A 23,410-nucleotide genomic window follows, 5' to 3' on the forward strand; every position below is an offset into this window, starting at 1 on the left:
GGAAGATTCGCCGGGAATCCCGTATTCTCGGACATCCATGCGTCGGTCCCTGCCTACTTCCCTGTTTCTCCTGCTGGCTGCGAATGCCTGCCCTGCGGCCGTGGACTTTGCGCGGGATGTCCGGCCCATCTTCGAGAAACACTGCTTTTCATGTCACGGTGAAACGAAACAGAAGGGCGGCCTGCGACTCGATGTGAAAGCTGCCGCCCTTAAGGGTGGCGAGGAGCACGGCAGCGCCATCCTTGCGGGCAATAGCAAGCAGAGCCCTCTCATCAAGTTTACCAGCGGTGAGGACAAGGACCTTCTCATGCCACCCAAGGGGGAACGGCTCTCGGACACCGAGGTGCAGACGTTGAAGCAATGGATCGATGCCGGTGCCTTGTGGCCGGATGACGGTGTGGCACTGAACGATCCGCTGAAGACACACTGGGCGTTTCAGTCAGTGAAGAGGCCAGCCGTGCCAAACAACACTCAAAGTAGCTCGATTGATGTCTTCATCGAAGAGAAGCTGGCAGAAAAAGGGCTGAAAATGTCGCCGCCTGCCGACGGACGCGTCCTCGTGCGTAGGATGTATTTTGACGTGGTCGGTCTGCCTCCGACACCTGAGCAGATTGCCACCTTCACCCGGGCCTACGGGAAAGACGCAGATCTCGCCGTGCGAAAGCTGGCGGATGATTTGCTCGCATCTCCGCACTACGGCGAACGCTGGGCAAGGCACTGGCTGGACGTGGTGCGATTTGCCGAGAGCGACGGCTTTGAGAAGAACTCTGCCCGCGCGAATGCATGGCCCTACCGTGACTATGTGATTCGCGCGCTGAACGAGGACCGTCCCTACGATCAGTTTGTGAAGGACCAACTCGCCGGCGACAGCACGGGTCAGGACGAGGCCACCGGCTTTCTTGTAGGTGGCGCGGTAGATACCGTGAAGAGTCCCGACCCGGTACTCACCGCTCAACAACGCGCGGATGAACTCAACGACATGGTGAGCGCCACCGGCGCTGCCTTCATGGGTCTCACGCTGAATTGCGCAAGGTGCCACACGCACAAGTTCGACCCCGTATCCCACACGGACTACCATGCCATCGCGGCAGTCTTCTCCGGTGTGCGCCATGGTGAGCGCACCCTCAAACCATCGGACTATGACGATCGCATGGTGAAGGCGAAGAAGCTGGAAGGCCAACTCGAAGGAGTACAAACTCAATTGGCACGATTCGAACCTGCAGCCACGACTGCACGCACACTCGTCATTCATCCTGAAGACAAGGAGCACACCATCAAGCTGCAAATGGCAAACGCCAAACGCACCACCTACGAGGGAGGAACCAATCGGGGTGAGAAATCCTACACTGGCACTGAAAAGGACCTGCCCACGCTGGGTGACGGCTATTGGGTGTGGCTGCACGAGAACGCGAAGGGCGATGTCTTCCAGTGGAAGCCGAAGGCGGAAGGCAAGTTCCGTGTGTGGATCTCCTGGGGCAGCGGATACAAATCGCATGACGAAGATGCGCGCTACATCTTCGACCGGGACGGAAACCCAAAGACCACTGGAGACCAGATGGAAATCGGCAAAGCAGACCATCGAAAGTTTGCCGATGGCAGCGGCACCACCCCCAACCGCAAGCTGTGGAGCGGGTTCAAGGATCTCGGAATGCACGAGTTCACGGCAAGTTCGAGTCTGATTCTGCGCGTGGGGGGCGACGAGGGATACCCCACGGCGGATGTGCTGGTGCTCCAGGAGGATCTCGTGAGTGGCGATGCGTCAGATAAGGCACAGTCGCCCAGAGTTCGTGTGCCAGTGAAGCGGAGCGCGAATACGGAGCGATTCGCAGCCACGAGCGCGAAGTTCGTCCGCTTCACCATTGAGGACACCACACAGTTGCAGCCCTGTATGGATGAGCTGGAAGTCTTCACGACTGAAGAAAAGCCCAGAAATGTCGCGCTTGCTTCGCTGGGTGCGAAGGCCAGCGCCTCCAGCACACTGCCGGGATATGCAATTCATCAAGTCGCTCATCTCAACGACGGCCTCTACGGAAATGACCATAGCTGGATCTCGGATGAGCCTGGCAAGGGCTGGGTACAAATCGAGTTCGCAAAACCCGAAATGATCGACCGCGTGGTGTGGAGTCGGGACCGCGACAATGTACCCCGCTACAACGACCGCTTGCCCACGAAGTATGCGGTGGAAATTTCGCAGAATGGCACCCATTGGGTGCGGGTGGCATCTCATCACGACCGCCTGGACGCTGCCACCAAGTTGGGCATCGCCACGATTGCTCGCGCTGATGGACTGCCAGCATCGGAAGCAATGCGGTTCCAGGCGTTGCAAGGCAAACGCACGCAACTCAGCCAGCTCATCACCGATGCCACCACGATGCCTATGGCCTATGCTGGGAAGTTCGCACCGCCCGTCGAGATTCACCGGTATCAGCGCGGCGATGTGACCCAGCCGCGTGAAATCGTTGCGCCCAACGCACTTGCCTCGCTCGGACCGAAAATCACCTTCACGTCTGAGATGCCTGAGCACCAACGCCGTCTCGCCCTCGCGGAATGGCTGGTGCGCCGGGAGCACCCCCTTACGGCCCGCGTCATCGCAAATCGTCTCTGGCACTATCACTTCGGCACTGGCATCGTGGATACACCGAGCGACTTCGGAGTGAACGGCGGCAAACCCTCCCACCCTGCGCTGCTCGACTGGCTGGCCAGTGAACTCATGGACAGTGACTGGAGCTTGAAGCACCTGCACCGGCTCATCCTCAACAGCGCCGCCTATCGACAGGACAGCGCCACCAATGAAGCGGCCATGAAGGTGGACGTCGGCTCTCGTCTTCTCTGGCGCTTCCCTCCACGCCGCATGGAAGCGGAACCTCTGCGTGACACGATTCTCGCTGTCAGTGGCTCCCTTGATCTGAAGATGGGCGGCCCTGGCTTCGACCTCTTCGAACCGAACACCAATTATGTGAAGGTGTACACCACCAAGACCGACTACGGCCCCACCGAGTTCCGGCGCATGGTGTACCAGAACAAGCCCCGCGTGGAGTTGGACAACATCTTCGGCACGTTCGATTGCCCAGATGCCGGACAAGCCACTCCGAGCCGCACCTTGAGCACGACCCCACTCCAGGCACTGAGCCTGTTGAACAGCAAATTCGCCGTGCAGCAGGCGGAGCTGTTCGCCGCACGCGTGCAGCGTGAAGCCGGAAGCGATACACGAGCTCAAATCAACCGTGCCTTCCTTCTCGCCTTTGGCCGTGAATCCACCACCGGGGAATCAAACGCAGCAGAGGCACTCGTGCGTGAATATGGCCTTCCCGCCCTATGCCGTGCGCTCTACAACGCGAATGAGTTTCTGCAAATCCGGTAGCCCATGAGAATGACCACGAGCAAGACCATGAACAATCGACACCTCCTCGATCGCCGCCGCTTCCTTGGAAACACCTTCCATGGACTGAGCGGCATCGCTCTGGCGTCGCTGCTTTCGCGTGACGGACTGCTCGCTTCGGCACCACCTGTCCGCCCACTCATCGATCCGGCGCGCCCCTATGCCCCCCGGCAGCCGCACTTCGCGCCAAAGGCACGCCGGGTGCTGGTCATCTTCTGCACCGGAGCCCTCAGTCACGTCGACACCTTCGACTACAAGCCTGAGCTGGTGAAGCGGCACGATACGCCCATGCCCGGCAGCGGAAAGCTAGTCACCTTCCAAGGGGAGCAGGGCAATCTCATCAAACCACTCTGGGACTTCAAGCCTCGCGGTCAGAGCGGCAAGATGGTGAGCGATCTCCTGCCGAACATCGCGGAGCTGGCGGATGACATGTGCTTCATCCACTCCATGACGGGCAAGAGCAACACGCACGGCCCCGCGGAGAGCCAGATGAGCACGGGCTTCACGCTGGACGGATTTCCCAGCATGGGATCGTGGGCGAGCTATGCGCTGGGCAGTGAATGCTCAGACATGCCGGCCTTTGTCGCAATCCCTGATCCACGTGGTGGTCCGCAGATTGGGCAGCGCCAGTGGGCGAATGGATTTCTTCCCGCTGTCTTCCAGGGCACGGCATTCAATGCAGACAAGCCCATTCCGAATCTCGCGCCGCCCGCGACCATCACGGCGGCCTCTGAGAAAGCTACTCGTGATTTCCTAAAGCGACTCAATGCGGAAAACCTGGCTCAGCATCCCGGGGACTCGGAACTCTCGGCGCGCGTGGCCAGCTACGAACTCGCGGCACGCATGCAACTTGCCGCCGCCGAATTGGGCGACTTCCGGGGTGAGAGCAAGACCACCCTGGATCTCTACGGTGCCAACGACACCAATGCTAGCAAGGCGGGCTTTGCAAAAAACTGCATTCTCGCACGCCGCCTGCTGGAGCGTGGAGTGCGGTTTGTGCAACTCTTCCACGGAAGCTACGCCATGGGTGAAGGCGTGGGCAACTGGGATGGGCACAAAACCATCGCGGCACAGTACCCAGGTCATGCTCAGATCCTGGATCAACCCTGCGCCGCGCTGCTGCGCGATCTGAAAGCACGGGGTCTGATGCAGGACACGTTGGTCGCCTTCGTCACCGAGTTTGGCCGCATGCCCACGTTCCAGAAGGGAGCGAACGGGCGTGATCACAATCCCAAGGGGTTCACGGTATGGCTGGCAGGTGCCGGCGTAAAGAAAGCACACAGCCACGGTGCTACGGATGAGTTTGGCTACCAGGCTGTGCAGGATGTGACCACCATCTACGATCTGCACGCCACCATGCTGCATCTGCTGGGACTCGACCACGAACGGCTCAGCTACTACCACAACGGAATTGAGCGCCGTCTCACGGATGTACACGGGCATGTAATCACGCCCGTGCTTTCGTAAACAACACAGAAGGCAGCATACCGTGAAAGGCTTCTGGAGAAGCCTTTCACGTTGAAGCCAGCCTACTCTTGCACGTACAGCAGGAGACGATCATGCACCAGCAGGCAGAGATCGGCGCGGCCATCGCCATTGAGATCCGCCGCGGTGTAGTCGTGGGGTTCCGCATCAAATCCGGTCTTGCCACGATAGTGTGGATCCGCCTGGAAGATGCGGAAGTAGAGGAAGCTCTGCCAATCGTGATGCTCCGCATCTTTCGTGCGGAAAAATTCCGCCACCCGGCTCTGCTGCGTGTCCAGCAGCATGAGGTCATCCGAATCGCCACCGGTGAACCTGGCTGCCAGCAGGTCGGCAGGCTTGGTGTCCTTGAGCTCCGTGGTGAAGCTGGCGATGGTCTCCAGCTTGAGCGTGCGGCCTTCCAGCGGCAGCACATCGAAGCTCTGCTTTCCCAGCAGCAGCAACCGGAGGTCGCCGCTCTTTCCCAGAACACGGACTTCTTCCAAGGCCGCCCCGTGGATCTTGCGGGAGCGCCGCACACGATAGACCCCATCCGCATCCACGGCCAGCTCGTGAAGCTGGGAGGAGGCATTGTCAAAGAGCAGCACCTTCTTCCCGGTGCCCGCCTTCCCGGGGAGCACGATGGCACAGGAAAGCTGCGCACTGGAATCGGGTGCATTGAACTGCTCCACCACCTTCGCCCTGCCGGATGCATCAATGCGGATGGCGCGGGCGAGTTGATCCTTCGCCGCAATCAATTCCGGTTTTCCATCTCCGTCGATGTCCGCCTGGGTGAGCGCGACGGGCTGGAGGCGGCTGGTGAGATTGTCGGGAAGCCCCTCCACCTTCTTGAAGGGAGCCTTCGCATCCGCACGGCTCACATGAATCTGCATGTTCGTCAGGCTGGCGAAGACAGCCACATCACCACGGCCATCCTGATCCGCATCCAGGATGCGCAGTGCTCCCGGTTTCGCCAGCAGTCCGGGAATCTCCAGCGCAGTCGGCACCAGCTTCTTCTCCTTCTCGTTCCAGGCGAGACTCACGAGCGAGTTCTTTGGCCTGGATTCGCGCGCGCAGAGCACCACCATGTCCTTTCCATCCGCGAGACGGCCAGTGGTCATGGCGGTGAGAGAGTCCTCGCTCTCATACACCACTTCGGGATAGGCGAGGCGTCCCTTATCCGCATCCCACCGGGCAAGCGCAATGCTCTTCTCCGCCGGGCTGAGAATCACCACCTCCGCCTTCCCATCACCATCCACATCCGCAAGGCTCATGCCCTCAATGCCGCTGAGCGAGGGATATTCTTTCCCCTCATCAAAACCACCGTCAGCGGTACCGGCAAAGAGCCACACACGGGCACGCTTTGGCTCGGCGAGCACCGCATCATCTACACCATCTCCCGTGACATCGCCGAAGACGGCAGCACCCGTCTTGGAATCCGAAGGCGGAATGGCGTGGCGCACAGAGGCCGCGCGATCCGCATCTGCCACGGTCGCGGAGTTCAGGCGCGCGAGCTCCACCATTTCCGTCCCCGCCTGTAGCCAGCCCAGGGCGATATCTTTCCCGAGCTTCACGGGAGTCACCCAGCTCTCGCCGGAGGGGATTTCCAGCCGCCACTCTTCGCCGAAACCACCGTCCTTGGATTGCAATCTCACGAGCAGTGCATCCGCCTCCTCCGAGGTGCAGAAGAGATCCGTGCGCCCATCGCCATTGAGGTCTGCCGCACGCAGGCCTGCACATCCCTGCTGCGTGAGCGCATAGTTTCGCGGTTCTTCCCAGGCACCCTTTTCACCTTGCAGGCACACCATCAGTCTCGACTTCGTCAGCAGCGCGAGGTCCGTGCGCTTGTCCCCATTGAGGTCCGCTCCGAGGAGTGAATCCGCATCGTAGGCTACGGAGTCGAGCAGGATCTCCTTTTTCTGCGTCCAGTCCACCATGTCCTTGCCCTGCGTGCGCAAGACGAGGCGCTTGCCATCGGTGGTATAAGCCACATCAGCCTTGCCGTCACCGTTCCAGTCACCGACCACGAGCGCGTACATGGATTCCCCGGTGACGAGTGCCTCCTTACGGAAACGCGAGACCTCCAGCACGGGATTCCAGACATCCTTCCGTGAACTGGGTGCGGCGTCCGCTTCCTTTGGTCCCTCCTTCGTTTGCAGAAGGAACTCCACACGAGAGCGATCGAGATTCAGCACCGCGAGATCCATGCGGCCATCACCATCGAAATCAGCCACCCGCGGGCAGCGTGTATTCCAATCCAGCCGGACCACCTCAGGACCAGTGAAGCGGATCGTTGGCAGGGCGGGCGCTGGTTCAGAAGCACCCAGCGAGCCGCCCAGCAGACCTGCATACGCCAGCCTGCAAGCCCACCGACTGCTCCTGCGGCATGCGGACGTAGTGCTGGAAATGACGAACCCGCGTACGCGGAGAGCGCTTGTTGCGGACATGCTGTTATTTCTTCTCCGCAGGTTGGGAGATGTAGATGAACTGGGTGGCATCCGTGAGCGGATACACAGCGGAAGCGCCTACGCCGAAGTAGCGCTCAAAGATCTCATCCGGCGGCGCGGCATTCGGATCAAAGATGCTTTCATCCCCGTCTTCGGTCACTTCACCCTCGTCCACCTCAGCAGCAGCACCGGGCTTCGACTTCGGTCCCTTCTTGGCAGACTTCTCCTCCGCCTTCACATTGGGCACCATGGACTGGGCGCGTGACATCGTAGTCAGCAGCGTGCGCAGGATCGCGCTGCCACTGCTGAGTCCCATCGCGGTAAAGCCCTTCGGCAGGGCGGCCAGCGCCGCCTGGGACTGCGGCTGCTCCCACAGGCTCGTGCCAGCCGGGCTGTTCTTCAGTCGGCCCAGCACCTTGTGCAGCAGATCCGGCGTCCCCTGCACCATGAAGACGTACTCGTCCGTGATGACATAGCCGAAATTCAGCGACGGCGTGCCGACGGTCTTTTGCCCGCCCGTAAGAGAGGGCTTCATCATGAAAATCTTGTGCCCCTCGTATTCCGTCTCCTCGAACACGCCGAAGCCATTTCCGATGAGCTTCCACAGCGCATCAAAGGAAGACTGGAAGCGGTCACGATTTTTCAGCTTGAAGGCGCTCACCTGATTCTGCTCCGGGAGCGGTCCTTCCGCGCTTGGGGACACCTTGCTCATCTCCAGATACACATCGTCCAGGCTGCCCAGGAGATCGTTGCGAATGTTGATGCCCGCCTGCTTCTCCAGACCTTCGAGTTGACCGGTCAGCATCATCGCCATGGGCCCGAGTTTGGCCAGTGACTTGAAGAGCGTGTCATAGATATTTCCCAGGCTCGCGCGATTCACCGTGGCAGCATCCACGTCTGCAGGAATGAAGGCGGGCTGGGGCACATCCGTACCGGTGCCACGGATCAAGGCCGGGATAATTCCTTGTGGTTTCTCATCGTGAAAGAGCACCACGTCACCCCGTGCGTGCTGGTCATTGAGCTCGATGCAGGCTGCCACCGCATGCAGCTCCCCCACCCCCAGCGCATCAAAGACACCCTGTGGAGTAATGGGAGACGGCTGATCCCCAGCCTCCTCCTCGAAGCGCTCTTTGGCCATGGCGAAGAGCGGATCGAGATGGCCATAGATGGTGATGTCCGCCTCGCTGCCGCGGATTTCCGCCAGTCGGGCAAAGTGCGCTGCAGCGGGGTGCTCCCCCTGTGCGGCCTTCACACGCGCGATCAAGTCGGTGATCAACTCTTCATCAGATGCCTCGAGGAGCAATCCATTCACCACCGCCCATGCTTCGATCCACCAGGCATCTTCGTCATCGCCATCCGAGATGTAGCTCACCTGCACGCCGTCAATCTCCTTGCTCTTGAGCACGGCATCCGGATACTCATCCTTCTTGTAGGCCTCGATCTGCTTCGCTCTGGATTCGGCCAGCTTGTTTTCGTTTCCGGCAATGTCACTAATCGCAACGAGCCGGGTGTCATCAGACTCGAAGTCTTCCGGCGATTCCAGGATGAAACCAGCCACCGCCGCACCAGAGTACAGCGCCGAGGATTCGCGCAGCGATTCCCCGGTCCCCTCCTTGAAAAACTTGTCCCACGGCGCCTCTCCATTTTTGTACATCGGCGCCATCCAGCGCTTCACGGCTTCATCTTCCATGAAGCGGCCCGCACCACTGCCATCCCAGTCCTTCACGAACTCCGGAGTGTCCTTGATGCCAATGACCACCACCGCGCTCTCCGGCAGGAGTTTCACCCAGTCTTCCACCTTGCCAGCACCTTGAGCGGCCACGCTGATGGCGAAGAAGGCGCCCGTCAGCAAAGACTGACCGAGCGTGCGTAGAGAAAAATGACGTCTGGCTTTCATGGTTTGGACTTGGGAGAATTCTTGGCAGCCTCTTCAGCCTTGGGCCTTTCAGAGGAAACCGGCGGCAGATAGCGGAAGCCGTGATTGGGGTTGCGTGCGTCGAAGGCGAATGCCTCGCGGTTTTTCAGGAAGAGTTTCAGCAGGCTCGCAGGAATGGCAAAACCCACGCCTTCCACCCCGGCGCCCGCGAGCTTCATGTTGGTCACACCCACGACTTCACCCCGTGCGTTAAAAAGCGGACCACCGGAGTTCCCGGGATTGATCTGCGTGGTCGTCTGAATGTACCAACGACCACCATTCTCCCGGGCGCGGACACTTACGATGCCCTGCGACACGGTGCGCTCCAGTCCCAGCGGGCTGCCGATTGCAAAAACATGTTCGCCCTGGGAAATGATATCCGACTCACCGAGCACCACGTGAGGAAGATTTTTTGCCTCCTCGTCATCGATCTGCAGCAGCGCAAGGTCGAGGAAACCATTCATGGCGACGATCTTCACCTTCGAGTAGGTTTCCTTCTCGATGCCGGTAGCTCTCTGCCGGTACACTACGACACGAATCTCCTGCTCTCCGGCGATGACGTGCTGGTTCGTCACGACGTGGCCGAGCGAGTTGATGATGAAACCGGAGCCGAGGCCGGTGGCGGTCTGGATCTGCACCACACCCTCGGAGACACGCTTCACATTCTCCTCCACCGCCATGGCGCTGCGGTCGGCCTCGGCATAGAAGATATCTTCCTGCCGCTGGCGGGTGGCGTCCGAGGGCTTCGCCTCCTGGGCCTGCTCATCCCGCTTCACTTCGGCGATTTCATTGCGCGGAATCGTCAGGATGGTGAAGCCGAGGTCGAGCACCAGCGCATCGGCTCGTTCCTTGAGGAGTTCACCCTTGACCTCTGCGCCGTTCTTTAGACGAACGCTGGCCGGAGTGACGGCAAATCCTGGCGCCACAATGAGCGCCACAAGTGCAAGGCTAAGCAATACCCGACGCATGACGGGCAGGATGTTAGCGGAGCCCGCTGGCAGCACCACTTATTTTTGCCGAATGCTCATACGATTCCGAGCACCTTGTCCATGCGTTGCGCCACGTCAGCCAGGTAGTCCCAGTCTCCCGCAGCCACTTCCGCAGCCGCCCAGCCTGTATAGTTGATCTTGACGAGTTCCTCGCGCACTGCCGCCCAGTTGATGCTTCCTTCGCCGATCGGCTTCTTGAATCCGGCGCTCATGCCTTCCTTCATGGCGACGCCAAGGTCATACTCCTTGATATCGAGTTTCCCGATGTGCTTGCCAATCACCTGGATCCAATGCTCGGCCACGCCCCAGCGCATCACATTTCCCACGTCATAGTGCACTCCTACAAACGGGTGGGCGATTTCCTCCACGTAGTGTTGCATATCCAGCGGACTGATGAGGAAGCTGGCCCACACGTTCTCAATGAGAACCTTGATGCCCTGCTTCTCGCCATGCGGACCAGCGGCTTTGATTTTAGCCTGGGACTCTTTCCAGTTCTCCCACCAGGTCTTCTTCTGGTCATAACCGGTGGTGACGAGAATGCTGTCACCGCCCAGCTTTTTCGCGAGGTCGATGACTGCATTGAGATCTGGCTCTCCCGCTCCGACCACGCAGTCAATCACGAGCCCAGTCTCCTTACTCGCAGCCAGCCAGGAATCCGCGTCCTTCACGTGTTTGAAGCTGGGCTCCACTCCATCATAGCCACAGGCCTTGAGTTTGCGGAATGCTTCCGGAAGTGGGAGCGATTGATCCTTCACCATGCCCCACTTCAGGCACTTGCGGATCTTGCCCTTGAAGGGGGCAGTCGTCTGGCCTTGGGCTGGCAAGGCCATGGCAGCAGCGGCGGAAGCAGCAGTGGTGAGAAGAGTGCGACGTGTCATGCAATCTCCAACGGGGGATGTTCCAGCACCTTTACCGGGGAAAGATGATATGTGTGCTCGAAGGTGACGTTTTCCCCTGTGCCTTATGAAATTGTCGCTCCCGCTCCTCCTTTTGTGCGCCCTTTCATTGTCGACATCGCTCCCTGCCCAGACCGCCCCTTGGAAATGGCAGCACGCGCTGGTGCCGGATGTGGGCATGGATCTGGATGCGGCGCAGGTCATCCACGTGACTTCGCTCGCGTCAAAAGGCAAAGGGACCTTGCGCGACTCACTCAAGGTACCGGGACCAAAGATCGTCGTGTTTGATGTCGCCGGCGTGATCGATCTTGAGATGAAGGGCATCGAGATCAAGGAACCGCAGGTCTATATTGCAGGACAGACAGCGCCCGCACCCGGCATCACCTTGATCAAAGGTGGGCTGAGCATCGAAGCCAATCAAGTCGTCTTGCAACACTTGCATGTGCGTCCCGGTGATGCAGGCCAGCCCAAGAAGAGTGGCTGGCAGCCAGATGGCATCACCACGAGTGGAGGTCCTGCGGATGTGTGGATCGACCACTGCTCGGTCACTTGGAGTCTGGATGAAGGCATCTCCGCCAGCACCTACAAGTCACCCACAGGCGAGCCTGCCCAGCGCATCTTCATTCGCAACTGCATCATCGCGGAGTCCCTCAACGACGCCACCCACGAGGAAGGCCCTCACTCAAAAGGCACGCTGGTGCTCGATGGAACGCAGCACGTGGCCATCGCAGGCAACCTCTACTCCAGCAATGTGGAGCGCAATCCCGTCTTCAAGCTCAACACCTCCGGCGTGGTCGTGAACAACGTGATCGCCAATCCCGGCCAGCGAGCCATCCACGCCTCGGTGCCCACAGCCGAAACGGCCAACCTTCCCAGGGCGAAAATCGCAGTGGTGGGAAACGCGGTCTTCTTCGGCGAGAAATCGAAACGCAGTGCCCGGGCGATCTTTGAAGGGACGGCGGACGGTTACTTCAAGGACAATGAGGGATACGATTGGTTTGGTCAGCCGCTGGACTTGCTCCGTGCGCCCTTCCCTACTCTGGAGCAGCCACCCGTGTGGCCGGAGGGGCTGAAGGCTCTCGGAACCACGGCGGCCATCTGGCAGGTCACGCGCTTCGCAGGGGCGCGACCGGCAGAGCGGGATGCCATTGACCGGCGTATCGTGGAGCAGGCCTTCGGAGGGACTGCACGCGTCATCGACAGCCAGGAGGAAGTGGGCGGCTATCCGAAGATAGAACCCGTCACCCACGTGGTCGAGGTTCCTGAAAAGAAGCGCACGGAGTGGCTGGAGAAACTGGCTGCCGAGGTAATCTATGGTCCGGAAGGAAAGCCAAAGGCCCGGTCATCCACGCCGTGAGATTCGCAGCTTGCGTGGCTCTGCTCAGCCGCGCACATTGCCTCGCATGAGTTCGCACAACCACAAGACTGGAGTTTGTGCCATCACGGGAAAGTCCCTGCCGCTGCACCAGCTCGTTCCTTTGGGTGCCATGCGCCCCCAGATTGCGCACGAGCTGCAGGTCAGGCATCCCGATCTTACTCCCGACTCTCTCGTCTCCACCTCGGTGCTCAATGATGCGCGCCTGGATCACGTCCGAGCGCTGCTGGAAAGCCAATTGGGTGAACTCACGCATCTGGATGAAAGCGTGCTCAAGAGCCTGCATCAGCATGAGTTGCTGAGCCAGCATCCCGCAGACACCGAGACAGCCAGAGCGACTTTTGGCCAACGCATGGCAGATGGCATCGCGACCTTTGGCGGGAGCTGGGCCTTCATTCTCACCTTTGGTGGATTCCTGCTCTTGTGGATTTCCGTAAATGTCTTTGTGCTCGCCGCACGTCCTTTCGATCCTTATCCCTTTATCCTGCTGAATCTCATCCTGTCCTGCATTGCCGCCTTCCAGGCGCCTGTGATCATGATGAGTCAGAACCGCCAGGAAGCCCGCGACCGTTTGCGCGCGGAAAATGACTACAAGGTGAACCTGAAAGCGGAGCTGGAGATCCGCCACCTGCACGAGAAGATGGACTTCCTCCTGCACCAGCACTCCGCGAAGCTGCTGGAGATTCAGCAGATTCAGCTCGACCTCATGCGGGAAGTGGCGGGACGTCGGGAGAATCGGGGAACAGCGTGAAGCGAGTCAGCTCCATACTGACCTTGAAAGGCTGATCTCGAGTACCAGGATTGATGTATAGCGTGATGAAACTCCGGCATCTAACTGCCAGCCTCTGCCTGCTTACCGGTATCGCCGCCCTTGCATCAGTGGCATACCTAACCTGGCGAAATGTTATGCATGGAGACGGCATGCTCCTGTGGGCGTATGCAGTACTCGTGCTCGCGGGCATCCCCCTCGCCGTCACATGGCGGAAGGATCTCGTTTCCGCAGAGTGGACGGTGGTCCTTTCTGGTATTCTGGCCGCAAGCGTGATGGTGATTAGCTTTGCAATGGTCCACGGGGTACTGGATCATGACACGGCATGGCATGTCTTCATGCCGGAGCAGTCCAGTCCGCCAGACCCACCCATGACCACGGAGGAATACATCAAGAACATGCCTCCCCCCGCGCCAGTGTGGCCCAAGATCTCCGCCTATTTTTTGTTCATGTTTTTGGGTCCCGCGTTCGTTGGCCTCATCTACAAGGGCAGTCTCTTCTGCCTGCGCTCGCTACGCTGCCGAGCACCGGAGGAGAAAAACACGCAGGCAGCCCAAAAGTAAAAGGCTTCTCCAGAAGCCTTGCATGGCGTCACATCGCGCATCCACGAAGCGCACTGCCTGAGAGTAAGACGCTGGCATTGCCCTGCCCATCTTGACATCACTGAAAAGGCTTCTGGAGAAGCCTTCTACTTGGTTGGCCGCTATATCTCAATGAAGTCTGCCACGAACTCATTCGCTGGCTTGTCGCGCAGGCTATTGGGTGTGCCGATTTGCTGAATCTCTCCTTCGTTCAGGACTACCACGCGATCCGCGAGTTCGAACGCCTCATCCTGATCGTGCGTCACGAAAAGGCTGGTGAGCTTCGTTTCATCGTGGAACTTGCGCAGCCAGCGGCGCAGTTCCTTGCGCACTTTGGCGTCGAGAGCTCCGAAAGGCTCGTCCAGAAGGAGCACGCGAGGGTTCACCGCAAGCGCACGAGCCAGAGCTACGCGCTGGCGCTGACCACCAGAAAGCTGGGCAGGGTAGCGACGGCCAAGCTCAGGCATCTGGATGCGCTCCAGCAGTTCCTGCACGGTTTCCTTGATCTCAGCACGCGAGGGGCGTTCGCGACGCTTCATCACCTTCAAACCAAACGCGATGTTCTGCTCCACCGTCATGTGATTGAAGAGTGCATAGTGCTGGAACACAAACCCGGCACGGCGCTCGTAAGCCGTACGCCAGGTGACATCGTCCCCCTGGAAGCGGATGCCTCCCGAGCCCTCGTCGGCAAATTCAAGACCGGCGATGATGCGCAGGAGCGTGGTCTTGCCGGAACCGCTGGGACCGAGCAGGGCCACCAACTCACCGGTCTCCACCTCGAGCGAGACGTCCTTCAGCGCATTGTAGCGTCCAAAGGTTTTGCGGATGTGATTGACTTGAATGCTCATGTGGTGGCGGTGGCTTTGCGGTTCGTGAAGGTTTTCAAGAGGAGTGTGACAAGCGCCAGCAGCGCGAGAAGGGAGGCACAGGCGAAGGCAGGGACCATCTGGTACTCGTTGTAAAGCACCTCGACGTGAAGAGGCAGTGTGTTCGTCTGGTTGCGGATGTGGCCGGAAACCACCGACACCGCGCCGAACTCACCCATGCTACGGGCATTGCAGAGGATGATGCCGTACAGCAGGCCCCACTTGATCTTCGGTAGGGTGACACGCCAGAACATCTGCCAGCCATTGGCGCCGAGGGTCATGGCAGCTTCTTCTTCCTTGTGTCCCTGGGATTCCATCTGCGGCGTCAGCACGCGGGCGACAAAGGGGAAGGTCACGAAGATGGTGCTCAGCACGATGCCAGGCAGGGCAAAGATGATTTTGAATCCGTGCTCTCTCAGAGAGGGACCGAAGAGGCCTTGTGCACCAAAGAGCAGGATGAAGATCAACCCTGAGATCACCGGTGACACCCAGAGGGGAAGCTCAATGAGCGTGCCAAGGAACCGCTTCCCCTTGAAGCGGAAGTGCGCAACGCACCACGCTGCGGCAATGCCAAAGATGGTATTCAGTGGCACCGCGATGGCGGCCACTTTCAAAGTAAGCCAAATCGCATGCATCGCTGCGCGATCATCGAATGCCTTGAGATAAGCGGCCCATCCTTTGCGGAAGGCCTCCTGAAACACCACCCACAACGGCAGCAGGAACATGGCGCCCATGAAGGCCACCACGAGCAGAATGATGGTCCAACGGAGGAACCACGGCTCAGCCGTGGCGCGCAGCACCGGCGAAGGCGCGCGGCGTCTTGCAGAACGAACAGGAAGGTCAGCGATAGCACCCATGAATTTGAGTTTTCAGGAACAGGCGTTCAGTTTTCAGAGGAGGTATGGATGCCGCTTACTGCGCGGTCCGGCGTTCGTGCCAATTGATGAATCGATTGGAAATCACCAGGATGAGGAAGGATGCGAAGAGCATGAGCAGGCCAATCGTGGTGGCACCGGCATAGTCGTACTGCTCCAGGCGGGTCACGATGAGCAGCGGTGCGATCTCCGTCTTGAAGGGAAGATTTCCGGAAATGAAGACCACGGAACCATATTCCCCCACAGCGCGGCCAAAGGAGAGCGCCATGCCTGCCAGTGTAGAAGGCAAGATGGCCGGCAGGATCACGCGAGTAAGTGTCTGCCAGCGCGTGGCTCCAAGACAGGCAGCCGCCTCTTCCGGTTCCAGCGAAAGGTCGGCAATCACCGGCTGCACCGTGCGCACCACAAAGGGGAAGCCCACAAAGATGAGAGCCAGCGTGATGCCCGTGGGTGTGAAGGCCACCTTGATATCAAATTCACTCAGCGGCTTTCCGATCAGTCCATTGACCGAATAGAGGGTCACCAAGGCAATGCCTGCTACCGCGGTGGGCAGAGCGAACGGCAAATCGACCATCGCATCGAGCAGGCGTTTCCCCGGGAAGCGATACCGCTCCAGGACCCATGCCGTGAGCACGCCAAAGAATCCATTCACCAGCGTTGCCGCCAATGCGGTGCCGAAGCTGAGCTTCAAGGAACCGAGCACCCGCACATCGGTAGCCGTTTTCCAGAAAGCCTCCCATCCACCCGTGCTGCTCTTCCAGATAAGCGCAGAGAGGGGAATGAGGACAATCAGGATGAGATACAGGAGCGTGAACCCAAGGGTGAGCTTGAATCCGGGGAGCACATGGCGGCGATGTCGGGACATTGGCGAATTGGCAAAGACTAGAGATTCGGTGCGTAGGCCTGCAGGCGGCGGTATTCACTGAGGATGGATTTCACGGCTGCGACGGTGGCCTGCACCTGCAGCTCCATGCGGACGTAGTCGGGAGTTTCGAAGACGATCTCCAGCGCATGCGGACGCTGCTCTGGAGGAGCACTCAGCACACCGAAGTAGCCCTCGGTGATGATGCCGCGCTCAGCAGCGAATCCATCGATGTAAGGCGAAGGATTGCGCGGAATGATCTTGTCCGCTGCCTCAAGCGCAGGCTCGAGGATCTGCTGGCTGAGCAAGGCACCACTGGCGAAGCCGTAGATGCCGGCAGACTCGTCATCCGTGTGAAGCGAGATGAGGCCATCATACACTTCACGACGGATCTCGCCTTCCAGGTAGGCCACCTCCGGTTGCGAGGAGCCCACCCAGAACTCGCGATTGAGATCATAACCACCCATGGAGTGGCGCGTGCCCACCGCTCGACCGGTGGGATTGCACACCGGATAGAAGTGCAGTTCAAAGTCCTGCAATTCTTCCGGAAGTGTCAGCGCCCAATCCGCCAGCTCATGGGAAGCCAGGATGCCGGCTTCCTCATCTCCATGCATCCCGCCGAAGACGCCAAACTTCCATGTGGCCTTCCCATCACGGGGAGGGCACACAATCTTCGGGATGAAGATGGATTCCGGCGCATTACGGCGGCGCGCGGAGCTGCGTTCGAGGCGGGCGTCTTCGGGCAAGAGCTGAAGGGCGGAGTTCATGATTCGTTCTTAGGCGGCAGTTTTCAGTCGGGCTTCATCGGCAAGGGCGGTCGAGAGGTAGCGTTCGCCGGTGCTGCAGCCCACGGTGACGATCAGCTTGCCCTCACTGTCTGCGCGGGCCGCGACTTGCAGTGCGGCCCAGACATTCGCTCCGGTGGAGATGCCGACCAGCAGGCCTTCTTCCAAAGCCAGACGCTGGGCCGTGGCGATGGCGTCCTCATTCGACACCGTGAGCACTTCATCAATGATGGAGGTGTTGAGATTTCCAGGAACAAATCCGGCACCAGTGCCTTGAATCTTGTGCGGCCCAGGGGTGAGCGGTTCACCTTTCAGAGTCTGTGAAATGACAGGCGAGGCGGAAGGCTCCACGGCGATGGCCTTGAGCGAGGGCTTACGCTCCTTGATGACTTCGCTCACCCCCGTGATGGTGCCGCCGGTGCCGACTGCGGAGACGAAGACATCGATGGCACCATACGAGTCCGCCCAGATTTCTTCCGCGGTGGTCTTGCGGTGAATCTCGGGATTGGCGGGGTTTTCAAATTGCTGGGGAATCCAGGAGTTCGGAATACTGGCGTGCAGTTCATTCGCCTTCGCAATCGCACCCTTCATGCCTTGTGCGGCAGGAGTCAGCACAAGTTCCGCGCCCAGCAACGCCAGCAGTGTGCGGCGCTCCAGGCTCATGCTCTCCGGCATGGTGAGAATCAGACGGTATCCACGGGAAGCTGCGACAAACGCGAGCGCGATTCCGGTGTTTCCCGAGGTGGGTTCGATAATAGTGGTGCCGGGCTTCAATCGGCCGGACTCTTCCGCGGCTTCAATCATGGCGCGGCCGATGCGATCCTTCACGCTGCCCAGCGGATTCTTGAACTCGGCCTTCAGCGCGATGGTGCCGGGCAGACCAGCGGCAATGCGGTTCAGCTTGATGAGCGGCGTGCCGCCGACGGCTTCGACAATGTTGGGATGAAATGACATGGGTCTGCGTGTGGGAGTATTTCTTGGGGGAAGTTGGGGCTGCCGCACCCGCGGCAGCCCCGTTTTCGCTTCACTCAACCATGGCCCTGCGGCTACTGAGTACTGAAAGGGAACGCTTAGTTCTGGGGCTTGTAGATCTGGTCGAAGGTGCCGCCTTCCGCGAAGTGCGTCTTGGCTGCCTTGGCCCAGCCACCGAACGCCTGATCGATGGTGAAGAGCTCAATCTTCGGGAACACACTGGCGTACTTGGCGGCGGCCTTCTCGCTGGTGGGGCGGTAGAAGTGCTTTCCGGCGAGGTCCTGACCCTCATCCGAGTAGAGGTAGTCAAGGTAGGCCTTGGCCACTTCGGTAGTGCCCTTCTTCGCGGCGTTCTTTTCCACGAGAGCCACAGTGGGCTGCGCGAGGATGCTCAGGGAAGGCACCACAATTTCAAAAGTATCCTTGCCGAATTCCTTCTGGGCGAGGAAGGCTTCATTCTCCCAGGAAATGAAGACATCACCCAGACCGCGCTGCACGAAGGTGGTGGTGGAACCACGGGCACCCGAGTCAAGCACTGGCACGTTTTTGTAGAGCTTGGCCACGAATTCTTTTGCTTTGTCTTCGCTGCCGAGCTTGCGCTTGGCGTATTCGAAAGCGGCGAGGAAGTTCCACTGGGCGCCACCGGAGGTCTTCGGGTTCGGAGTGATCACGGCCACGCCTTCCTTGGTGAGGTCATCCCAGTCCTTGATGCCCTTGGGATTGCCCTTGCGCACTAGGAACACGATCGTGGAGGTGTACGGCGCCGAGTCCTTCGGCAGCTTGGTCTGCCAGTCGGCGGGAAGAAGGCCGGCCTTCTCGGAGATGGCGGTCACGTCATTGGCGAGCGCGAGGGTCACCACATCCGCTTCGAGACCGTCGATGACGGAGCGAGCCTGCTTGCCGGAGCCACCATGCGACTGGTCGATGGTGATTTCCTTGCCGGACTTTTCCTTCCAATGCTTGATGAAGGCGGCGTTGTACTCCACGTAGAATTCACGCGTGGGGTCATAGGAAACATTGAGCAGGTTCTGGGCGGAGGCAGCCTCGGAGCCGAGGACGCTGGCGCCGGCGAACGCGAGGAGGGATTTCAGGAAGGTTCTGCTTTTCATGATGATGGATGGTTTGGGTATGGTTCTGAAAGGGTGGGGAATTTTTTGTGCGTTGGTTGCTGGACGCGATTGGCTTTAGAAGGAGAAGCGCACGCCGGTCAGCACGGTCCAGCCGTCGTAGTCACCGCCGTTGCCGCCGCCATCGACCGTGGCGTATTCCGCGCCGGCCAGGACCTTGAGCTTGTCTCCGTAGATGAAGTACTGGAGGCCGCCGTAGAAGGCGTTGTAGTTCTCGCCACGACCGCTGCCGGTGAGTTCCGGAGCTGCGCGCTCATAGCGGCTCTGCGCCTGCACGCTGTTGTTGCCATCGCCCACGGAGAAGCTGTAGCGGCCCACGGCCTGAAGCTTGTCCTTGATGATGTCGAATGTGGGCTGGATGTAGAAGCCGAAGGCATCATCCCAGCCGGGATCACCACCGGTGGCGAGGAAGAATTCCGTCACCAGGCTCCAGCGGCCTTCCTTCACCCAGAAGGTGGTGGTGAAGAGATCTTCGTAGCGATCAAGGATGGTGGCACCCTCGTCATCAGCCTCGCTGTGCAGCCAGTCAAAGCGGAGGTCCGCCTTGTCCGTGCCGAGCGCGTCCTTCAGATTGTAGCCCACACCAGCGCCGTAAGCGATGCCGCCGTCGAACTGGCCGAACTCCTCGTCGATGTCGTTCGAGTAGATGCCCGCCTGCCAGGTGAACTTGTCCACTTTGCCCTCGAAGACCGCACCCACCACGCGATCCACGCGGAGCTGGTTGAAGATCTGTGAACGCTCAAAGGTCGGCTGGTTGTTCGTGGACTGGAGGAAGTCGTAGTACGCGATCTGCGGCTTCTGGCGGCCCACGGTGAGCGCAAAGCTGTCCGAAGGCTTCCACTTCACGTAGGCGTCCACGAGGCCGTTGTAGAACGGGTCGAACTCATCGGAGCTCTGCGCATCCAAGCGGACTTCGAACTGGTTGAAGAGCTTCGCATCGAAGCCGAAGCGCGAGCGACGATCTTCCCAACCGTCGTCATCGCCCTGGTCGGAATCCACCCAGTGATACTGGCCCTGGTAGCGACCACGGAGCTTGAACTCCTGGAGTACGGGATTGTCCTTGTTCTTGTAGATGGTGGCGAGTCCCCAGATCTTGTCATAGATGGACTCGTCCTTCTTCTCCGTGGTGATCACGTCCTTGGCGGACTTGCCGGAGGAGGCGATGACAGGTTCGCCGGCGTGAAGCGCGCCTGCAGCAGACACTGCTGCTGCGAGGAGCAGGAGGTTACGTCGGCCAATGTGTTTCTTGAGATGCATTGCTGATGAGGTGTGTGTTTGCGTGGTTGTTGTCGGTGGGAATCTGCGGTCCTCGGGGGTGGAGGTGGCCGGCGGCCCAAAAGGATCTGGAAACAAAAAAAGAGACTGAGGGGAGGAACAGAGGACGGCAGAAGGATCCGTGTGGTGGCTCAGAGAGCCATGCCACAGGTGCCTTTGTCGAAACCTCCGGTGCTCCGGTCAGTCTCCTGGTTGCTACAGCGGTTTTCACCGCGCTGTTCCAGTGTATACATATCTAATTTACATCTGGCAAGTAGGAATTGGAGCAAAAATAAAAGAGCGTTGCTGCGACCTTAGATTTTGCGCTTCACGGCGGCGTAGGAGGAAGACGAACCATTCGTGGATCCGGCGTCGCTCAGGCGGGTCTTTTCGGTGCTTTCCACCTGGGTGACACGACCCTCATGCACGACGATCTGGACGGAGCCAAAGCGGAGGTTTCCGACCTTGCGGCGGACGATTTCAAGCCACGGTTCGGCGGCGACTTCTGTTTCGTTGAGAATGCTCATGGGGCTGATCATAGTTGGGGCTGGGAACTGGTGAGGAGAGAGAGGAATCCATCGAGGGGATCCGCGTGCTTAACGCGTTTCGGCTTGGTCACGCGTGCATTGGTTTTTTTGCGGAGATTTTTTTCGGGAACAGCATAGGGCATTGCCACGCCATCCCGTTCCATCTTGCGCAGTGTCACGGAGACCACGTCCGCGAGTGTGTACTTGTCCAGGATGCGGGCAATGGCATTGCGCACGTCAATCATCATCATGCGCAGACCGCAGTGCGTCTCATCCGGGCACGTGCAGCGGGAGTAGTCCGTTTCACTGGCGCAGCCAATCGGAGCAAGGCGCCCATCGATGAGGCGGACCACTTCGCCGATGGTGATTTCCTTCATGGGCCGGGCCAGCCTGGCGCCACCTTCCTTGCCGCGTTTGCTCTCCACATACCCGTGGCGGCGCAGTTCCTGCAGGATGTTCTCAATGAACTTGTACGGCAGGTTCTCACTGTCGGAAAGGTCCGACACGGACACCACATCACGCCCGAGACGTTCGGCAATGCCGAGCTGGATGAGGGTGCGGAGTGCGTATTCGCCTTTCTTCGTGAGCTTCATGGTGGTGGTGCCGACTATCGTACCTTCCAATCTACATAGGGCAAGTAGGAATTAAAACAATTGTACACCTGGCAAACCGTCGCCCAACAGGACGGCACATTACTCGTTCAGCCAGAGACGAAAAAGCCCCTTGGACTGAAACCCACCCGGAACCTTGCCCGCAGCTGTTTGCAGGGTCACCGCCTGTTGTCTGCCATTCGCTTTCAGTTCGGTCACCCTGCCCTCGACCGCCTCGCCGGAGGGCTTCCGGTCCACACCGGCAGGCGCGACTTTGACCGTCTTGCCCACCTTGAGTTGCTTCGCTACATCGCTCCCTTCGTTGAAAAGCGTGAGCTTCAGTGTCGCACCATTGACTTCATCCACATAGCCGGGAGCGCCTTCCTTCTTCATGCGATCCGCGTGCACGGCCTTCTGCTCGGACTGGAACTTTGCGAGGCTCTCGTCATCGAGGAAGACCTCCCACGCCACGCGTACTTTCCCCTTCCCCACCCCATGCGTCTTGGTGCGCAGCTTCTCACCCACCTTGATGTCCGTGAATGCGGCGGGCAGGCCTGCTTTCCAGTAGCGTGTGTCCGCATCGGTGGTGATGACCACGCCCTTCTCACGGATGAAGCTCTTGTCAAAGTTCGCCCACGTGCAGGTCACCTGCTTCTTCGCTGCATCGATGGTGTCCACATAGAAGTACTCCTTGTGACCATTCATCATGTTCATCTCATCCTGGATGTACGTGAGCCAGACCCACTCACCCTTTTCATTCTCATGCAGGCGGAAGATGGCCCGCTCGCCCACGCGGAAATCCTGCAAATCACCATTGGTAGCATGATGCAGCAGCTCCGCGTACGGCATCACCGTGAAGCTCACGACTTCATCATTGCTCTCACGGCGAAATTTCCCGGTGCGCGTGGCGAAGTCCAAGCTGATGAGTTCGCCCCACGGGCGCTGCATGCGGTCGAAGGGGATGATGACCTTACCCGGTGTGATCTTGAGCACCGTTTTGACTTCAGGTGCAGGGAGTGTCGCTGGTTTGGCTGCAGGCTCCGCGGCACTCAAGGGGTGGAACAACAAAACCAAGGCAGCAAATGCAGGAAGGACAGATTTCATGGAAAACGGTCCACCATTACGCCAGCGACCGATGGGACCTTTCCAGCACCATCAGGACCAGCACGTGCTAGAGCGAACTGCTTTCCTCTCGGAGTCACCCGAATCCTAGTGAGCCGCTGGCATCGGCGGTGGCTGGGGAGCGACAGGTCGGCGGCAAGCCACGGCAAGATAAGCAGAGGCCCCTGCGGCAAACGCCGTGAGCATCCAAATCGGCAGGGAAAATAATGCGCTTCCCGTCTCAACACGGCCGCTCAAAATCGTGACGAACAGCAAGGTCAGTCCAAGATAAAACGCCGAAGAAGCGATCCACCCGGCAGTGGCCACCGCCACGCTCGGCACTCGAGTGAGGACAATGAAATAGAAAACCACCAGCACCAAGGACGGCGCCACGACCGCTGCTGCACCCCATCCCACCACCGGGGGAGAAAGGGGCACCACCTGCCCCAATTCCGCATATACCTGCTGCAGAAACGCCAGCCCGAAAACTGCCACCAGCGCCAGACAGGTGACACCCACGGCCAGCAATCCCGTGCTCAGGAGCAGGAGCACGGCGGCAGCGCGGCAGATTTGTGTGTATTGAGGCATGCGACTGCAACGTCGCTGCACGCATGACCTTTCACTCTCGCGCTTGGTTTC

19 protein-coding genes and 1 pseudogene are annotated in these 23,410 nt (G+C 59.5%); 5 read left to right on the forward strand and 15 right to left on the reverse strand.

From position 1 onward, the window contains the following. The first annotated feature begins 37 nt into the window (after window positions 1–37). Both DES53_RS10885 and DES53_RS10890 read left to right on the forward strand, forming a co-directional pair. Window positions 38–3,361 (forward strand): DUF1553 domain-containing protein, encoded by a 3,324-nt coding sequence (locus tag DES53_RS10885; RefSeq protein ID WP_113958292.1) that lies wholly within the window; start codon window positions 38–40, stop codon window positions 3,359–3,361. A gap of 3 nt (window positions 3,362–3,364) precedes the next feature. Beyond that, window positions 3,365–4,846, forward strand: a complete 1,482-nt coding sequence (locus tag DES53_RS10890; RefSeq protein ID WP_245958139.1) for a DUF1501 domain-containing protein — start codon at window positions 3,365–3,367, stop codon at window positions 4,844–4,846. 62 nt (window positions 4,847–4,908) lie between these two features. Here the strand turns inward: DES53_RS10890 and DES53_RS10895 are convergent, their stop codons facing one another. From DES53_RS10895 to DES53_RS10910, 4 genes are read right to left on the reverse strand one after another with little or no spacing between them, the layout of a single operon-like run. After that, on the reverse strand, window positions 4,909–7,287 hold the full coding sequence (locus DES53_RS10895) for an FG-GAP repeat domain-containing protein (RefSeq protein ID WP_170157016.1): 2,379 nt from the start codon (window positions 7,285–7,287) through the stop codon (window positions 4,909–4,911). Window positions 7,288–7,291: 4 nt separating this feature from the next. Then, entirely contained in the window at window positions 7,292–9,184 is a 1,893-nt protein-coding gene (locus tag DES53_RS10900) for a hypothetical protein (protein WP_147263337.1), read from the reverse strand. Continuing rightward, window positions 9,181–10,170: a S1C family serine protease gene (locus tag DES53_RS10905; protein WP_113958295.1), complete on the reverse strand. Its 990-nt coding sequence runs from the start codon at window positions 10,168–10,170 to the stop codon at window positions 9,181–9,183. Before DES53_RS10905 ends, DES53_RS10900 begins: the two co-directional genes overlap by 4 nt. A gap of 56 nt (window positions 10,171–10,226) precedes the next feature. Continuing rightward, window positions 10,227–11,069 (reverse strand): sugar phosphate isomerase/epimerase family protein, encoded by an 843-nt coding sequence (locus DES53_RS10910; protein WP_170157017.1) that lies wholly within the window; start codon window positions 11,067–11,069, stop codon window positions 10,227–10,229. A gap of 127 nt (window positions 11,070–11,196) precedes the next feature. Between DES53_RS10910 and DES53_RS10915 the strand changes: the two genes are divergently transcribed. The 3 genes from DES53_RS10915 to DES53_RS10925 all read left to right on the forward strand — a co-directional run bounded on the left by DES53_RS10915 (window position 11,197) and on the right by DES53_RS10925 (window position 13,794). After that, window positions 11,197–12,444, forward strand: a complete 1,248-nt coding sequence (locus DES53_RS10915; RefSeq protein ID WP_170157018.1) for a right-handed parallel beta-helix repeat-containing protein — start codon at window positions 11,197–11,199, stop codon at window positions 12,442–12,444. Between the two features lie 46 nt (window positions 12,445–12,490). After that, window positions 12,491–13,213, forward strand: coding sequence for a DUF1003 domain-containing protein (locus tag DES53_RS10920; protein WP_245958140.1), 723 nt, complete (start codon window positions 12,491–12,493; stop codon window positions 13,211–13,213). 170 nt (window positions 13,214–13,383) lie between these two features. Then, the gene (locus DES53_RS10925; RefSeq protein WP_147263339.1) at window positions 13,384–13,794 is read left to right on the forward strand and encodes a hypothetical protein; all 411 of its coding nucleotides are present in this window, start codon (window positions 13,384–13,386) and stop codon (window positions 13,792–13,794) included. 149 nt (window positions 13,795–13,943) lie between these two features. Here DES53_RS10925 and DES53_RS10930 read toward each other — a convergent pair. From DES53_RS10930 to DES53_RS10980, 11 genes and pseudogenes are all read right to left on the reverse strand, one after another. Next, window positions 13,944–14,660, reverse strand: a pseudogene (locus tag DES53_RS10930) (sulfate/molybdate ABC transporter ATP-binding protein); the annotation flags it as partial. Beyond that, window positions 14,657–15,535, reverse strand: coding sequence for a sulfate ABC transporter permease subunit CysW (gene cysW / locus DES53_RS10935; protein ID WP_113958300.1), 879 nt, complete (start codon window positions 15,533–15,535; stop codon window positions 14,657–14,659). The gene cysW and the pseudogene DES53_RS10930, both read right to left, overlap by 4 nt. Before the next feature lie 55 nt (window positions 15,536–15,590). Beyond that, complete coding sequence (cysT, locus tag DES53_RS10940; RefSeq protein ID WP_113958301.1) at window positions 15,591–16,418, reverse strand: sulfate ABC transporter permease subunit CysT; 828 nt, start codon at window positions 16,416–16,418, stop codon at window positions 15,591–15,593. A gap of 17 nt (window positions 16,419–16,435) precedes the next feature. Continuing rightward, window positions 16,436–17,182 carry a M14 family metallopeptidase gene (locus tag DES53_RS10945; protein WP_113958302.1) on the reverse strand — a complete coding sequence of 249 codons (747 nt, stop codon included), beginning with the start codon at window positions 17,180–17,182 and terminating at the stop codon, window positions 16,436–16,438. Window positions 17,183–17,191: 9 nt separating this feature from the next. Further along, window positions 17,192–18,154 (reverse strand): cysteine synthase A, encoded by a 963-nt coding sequence (cysK, locus tag DES53_RS10950; RefSeq protein WP_113958303.1) that lies wholly within the window; start codon window positions 18,152–18,154, stop codon window positions 17,192–17,194. Between the two features lie 116 nt (window positions 18,155–18,270). After that, window positions 18,271–19,281 (reverse strand): sulfate ABC transporter substrate-binding protein, encoded by a 1,011-nt coding sequence (locus tag DES53_RS10955; RefSeq protein WP_113958304.1) that lies wholly within the window; start codon window positions 19,279–19,281, stop codon window positions 18,271–18,273. Between the two features lie 75 nt (window positions 19,282–19,356). Then, the gene (locus DES53_RS10960) at window positions 19,357–20,556 is read right to left on the reverse strand and encodes a porin (RefSeq protein ID WP_113958305.1); all 1,200 of its coding nucleotides are present in this window, start codon (window positions 20,554–20,556) and stop codon (window positions 19,357–19,359) included. Between the two features lie 311 nt (window positions 20,557–20,867). Further along, window positions 20,868–21,080: a YezD family protein gene (locus DES53_RS10965; protein WP_113958594.1), complete on the reverse strand. Its 213-nt coding sequence runs from the start codon at window positions 21,078–21,080 to the stop codon at window positions 20,868–20,870. 8 nt (window positions 21,081–21,088) lie between these two features. Then, the gene (locus DES53_RS10970) at window positions 21,089–21,673 is read right to left on the reverse strand and encodes an RrF2 family transcriptional regulator (RefSeq protein WP_113958595.1); all 585 of its coding nucleotides are present in this window, start codon (window positions 21,671–21,673) and stop codon (window positions 21,089–21,091) included. A 99-nt stretch (window positions 21,674–21,772) separates the two neighbouring features. Then, window positions 21,773–22,774, reverse strand: a complete 1,002-nt coding sequence (locus DES53_RS10975) for a hypothetical protein (RefSeq protein WP_113958306.1) — start codon at window positions 22,772–22,774, stop codon at window positions 21,773–21,775. Window positions 22,775–22,879: 105 nt separating this feature from the next. Continuing rightward, window positions 22,880–23,359, reverse strand: a complete 480-nt coding sequence (locus DES53_RS10980) for a hypothetical protein (RefSeq protein WP_113958307.1) — start codon at window positions 23,357–23,359, stop codon at window positions 22,880–22,882. Window positions 23,360–23,410: the final 51 nt, after the last annotated feature.

The sequence above is a fragment of the Roseimicrobium gellanilyticum genome (assembly GCF_003315205.1).
Classification (GTDB): Bacteria; Verrucomicrobiota; Verrucomicrobiia; order Verrucomicrobiales; family Verrucomicrobiaceae; genus Roseimicrobium; species Roseimicrobium gellanilyticum.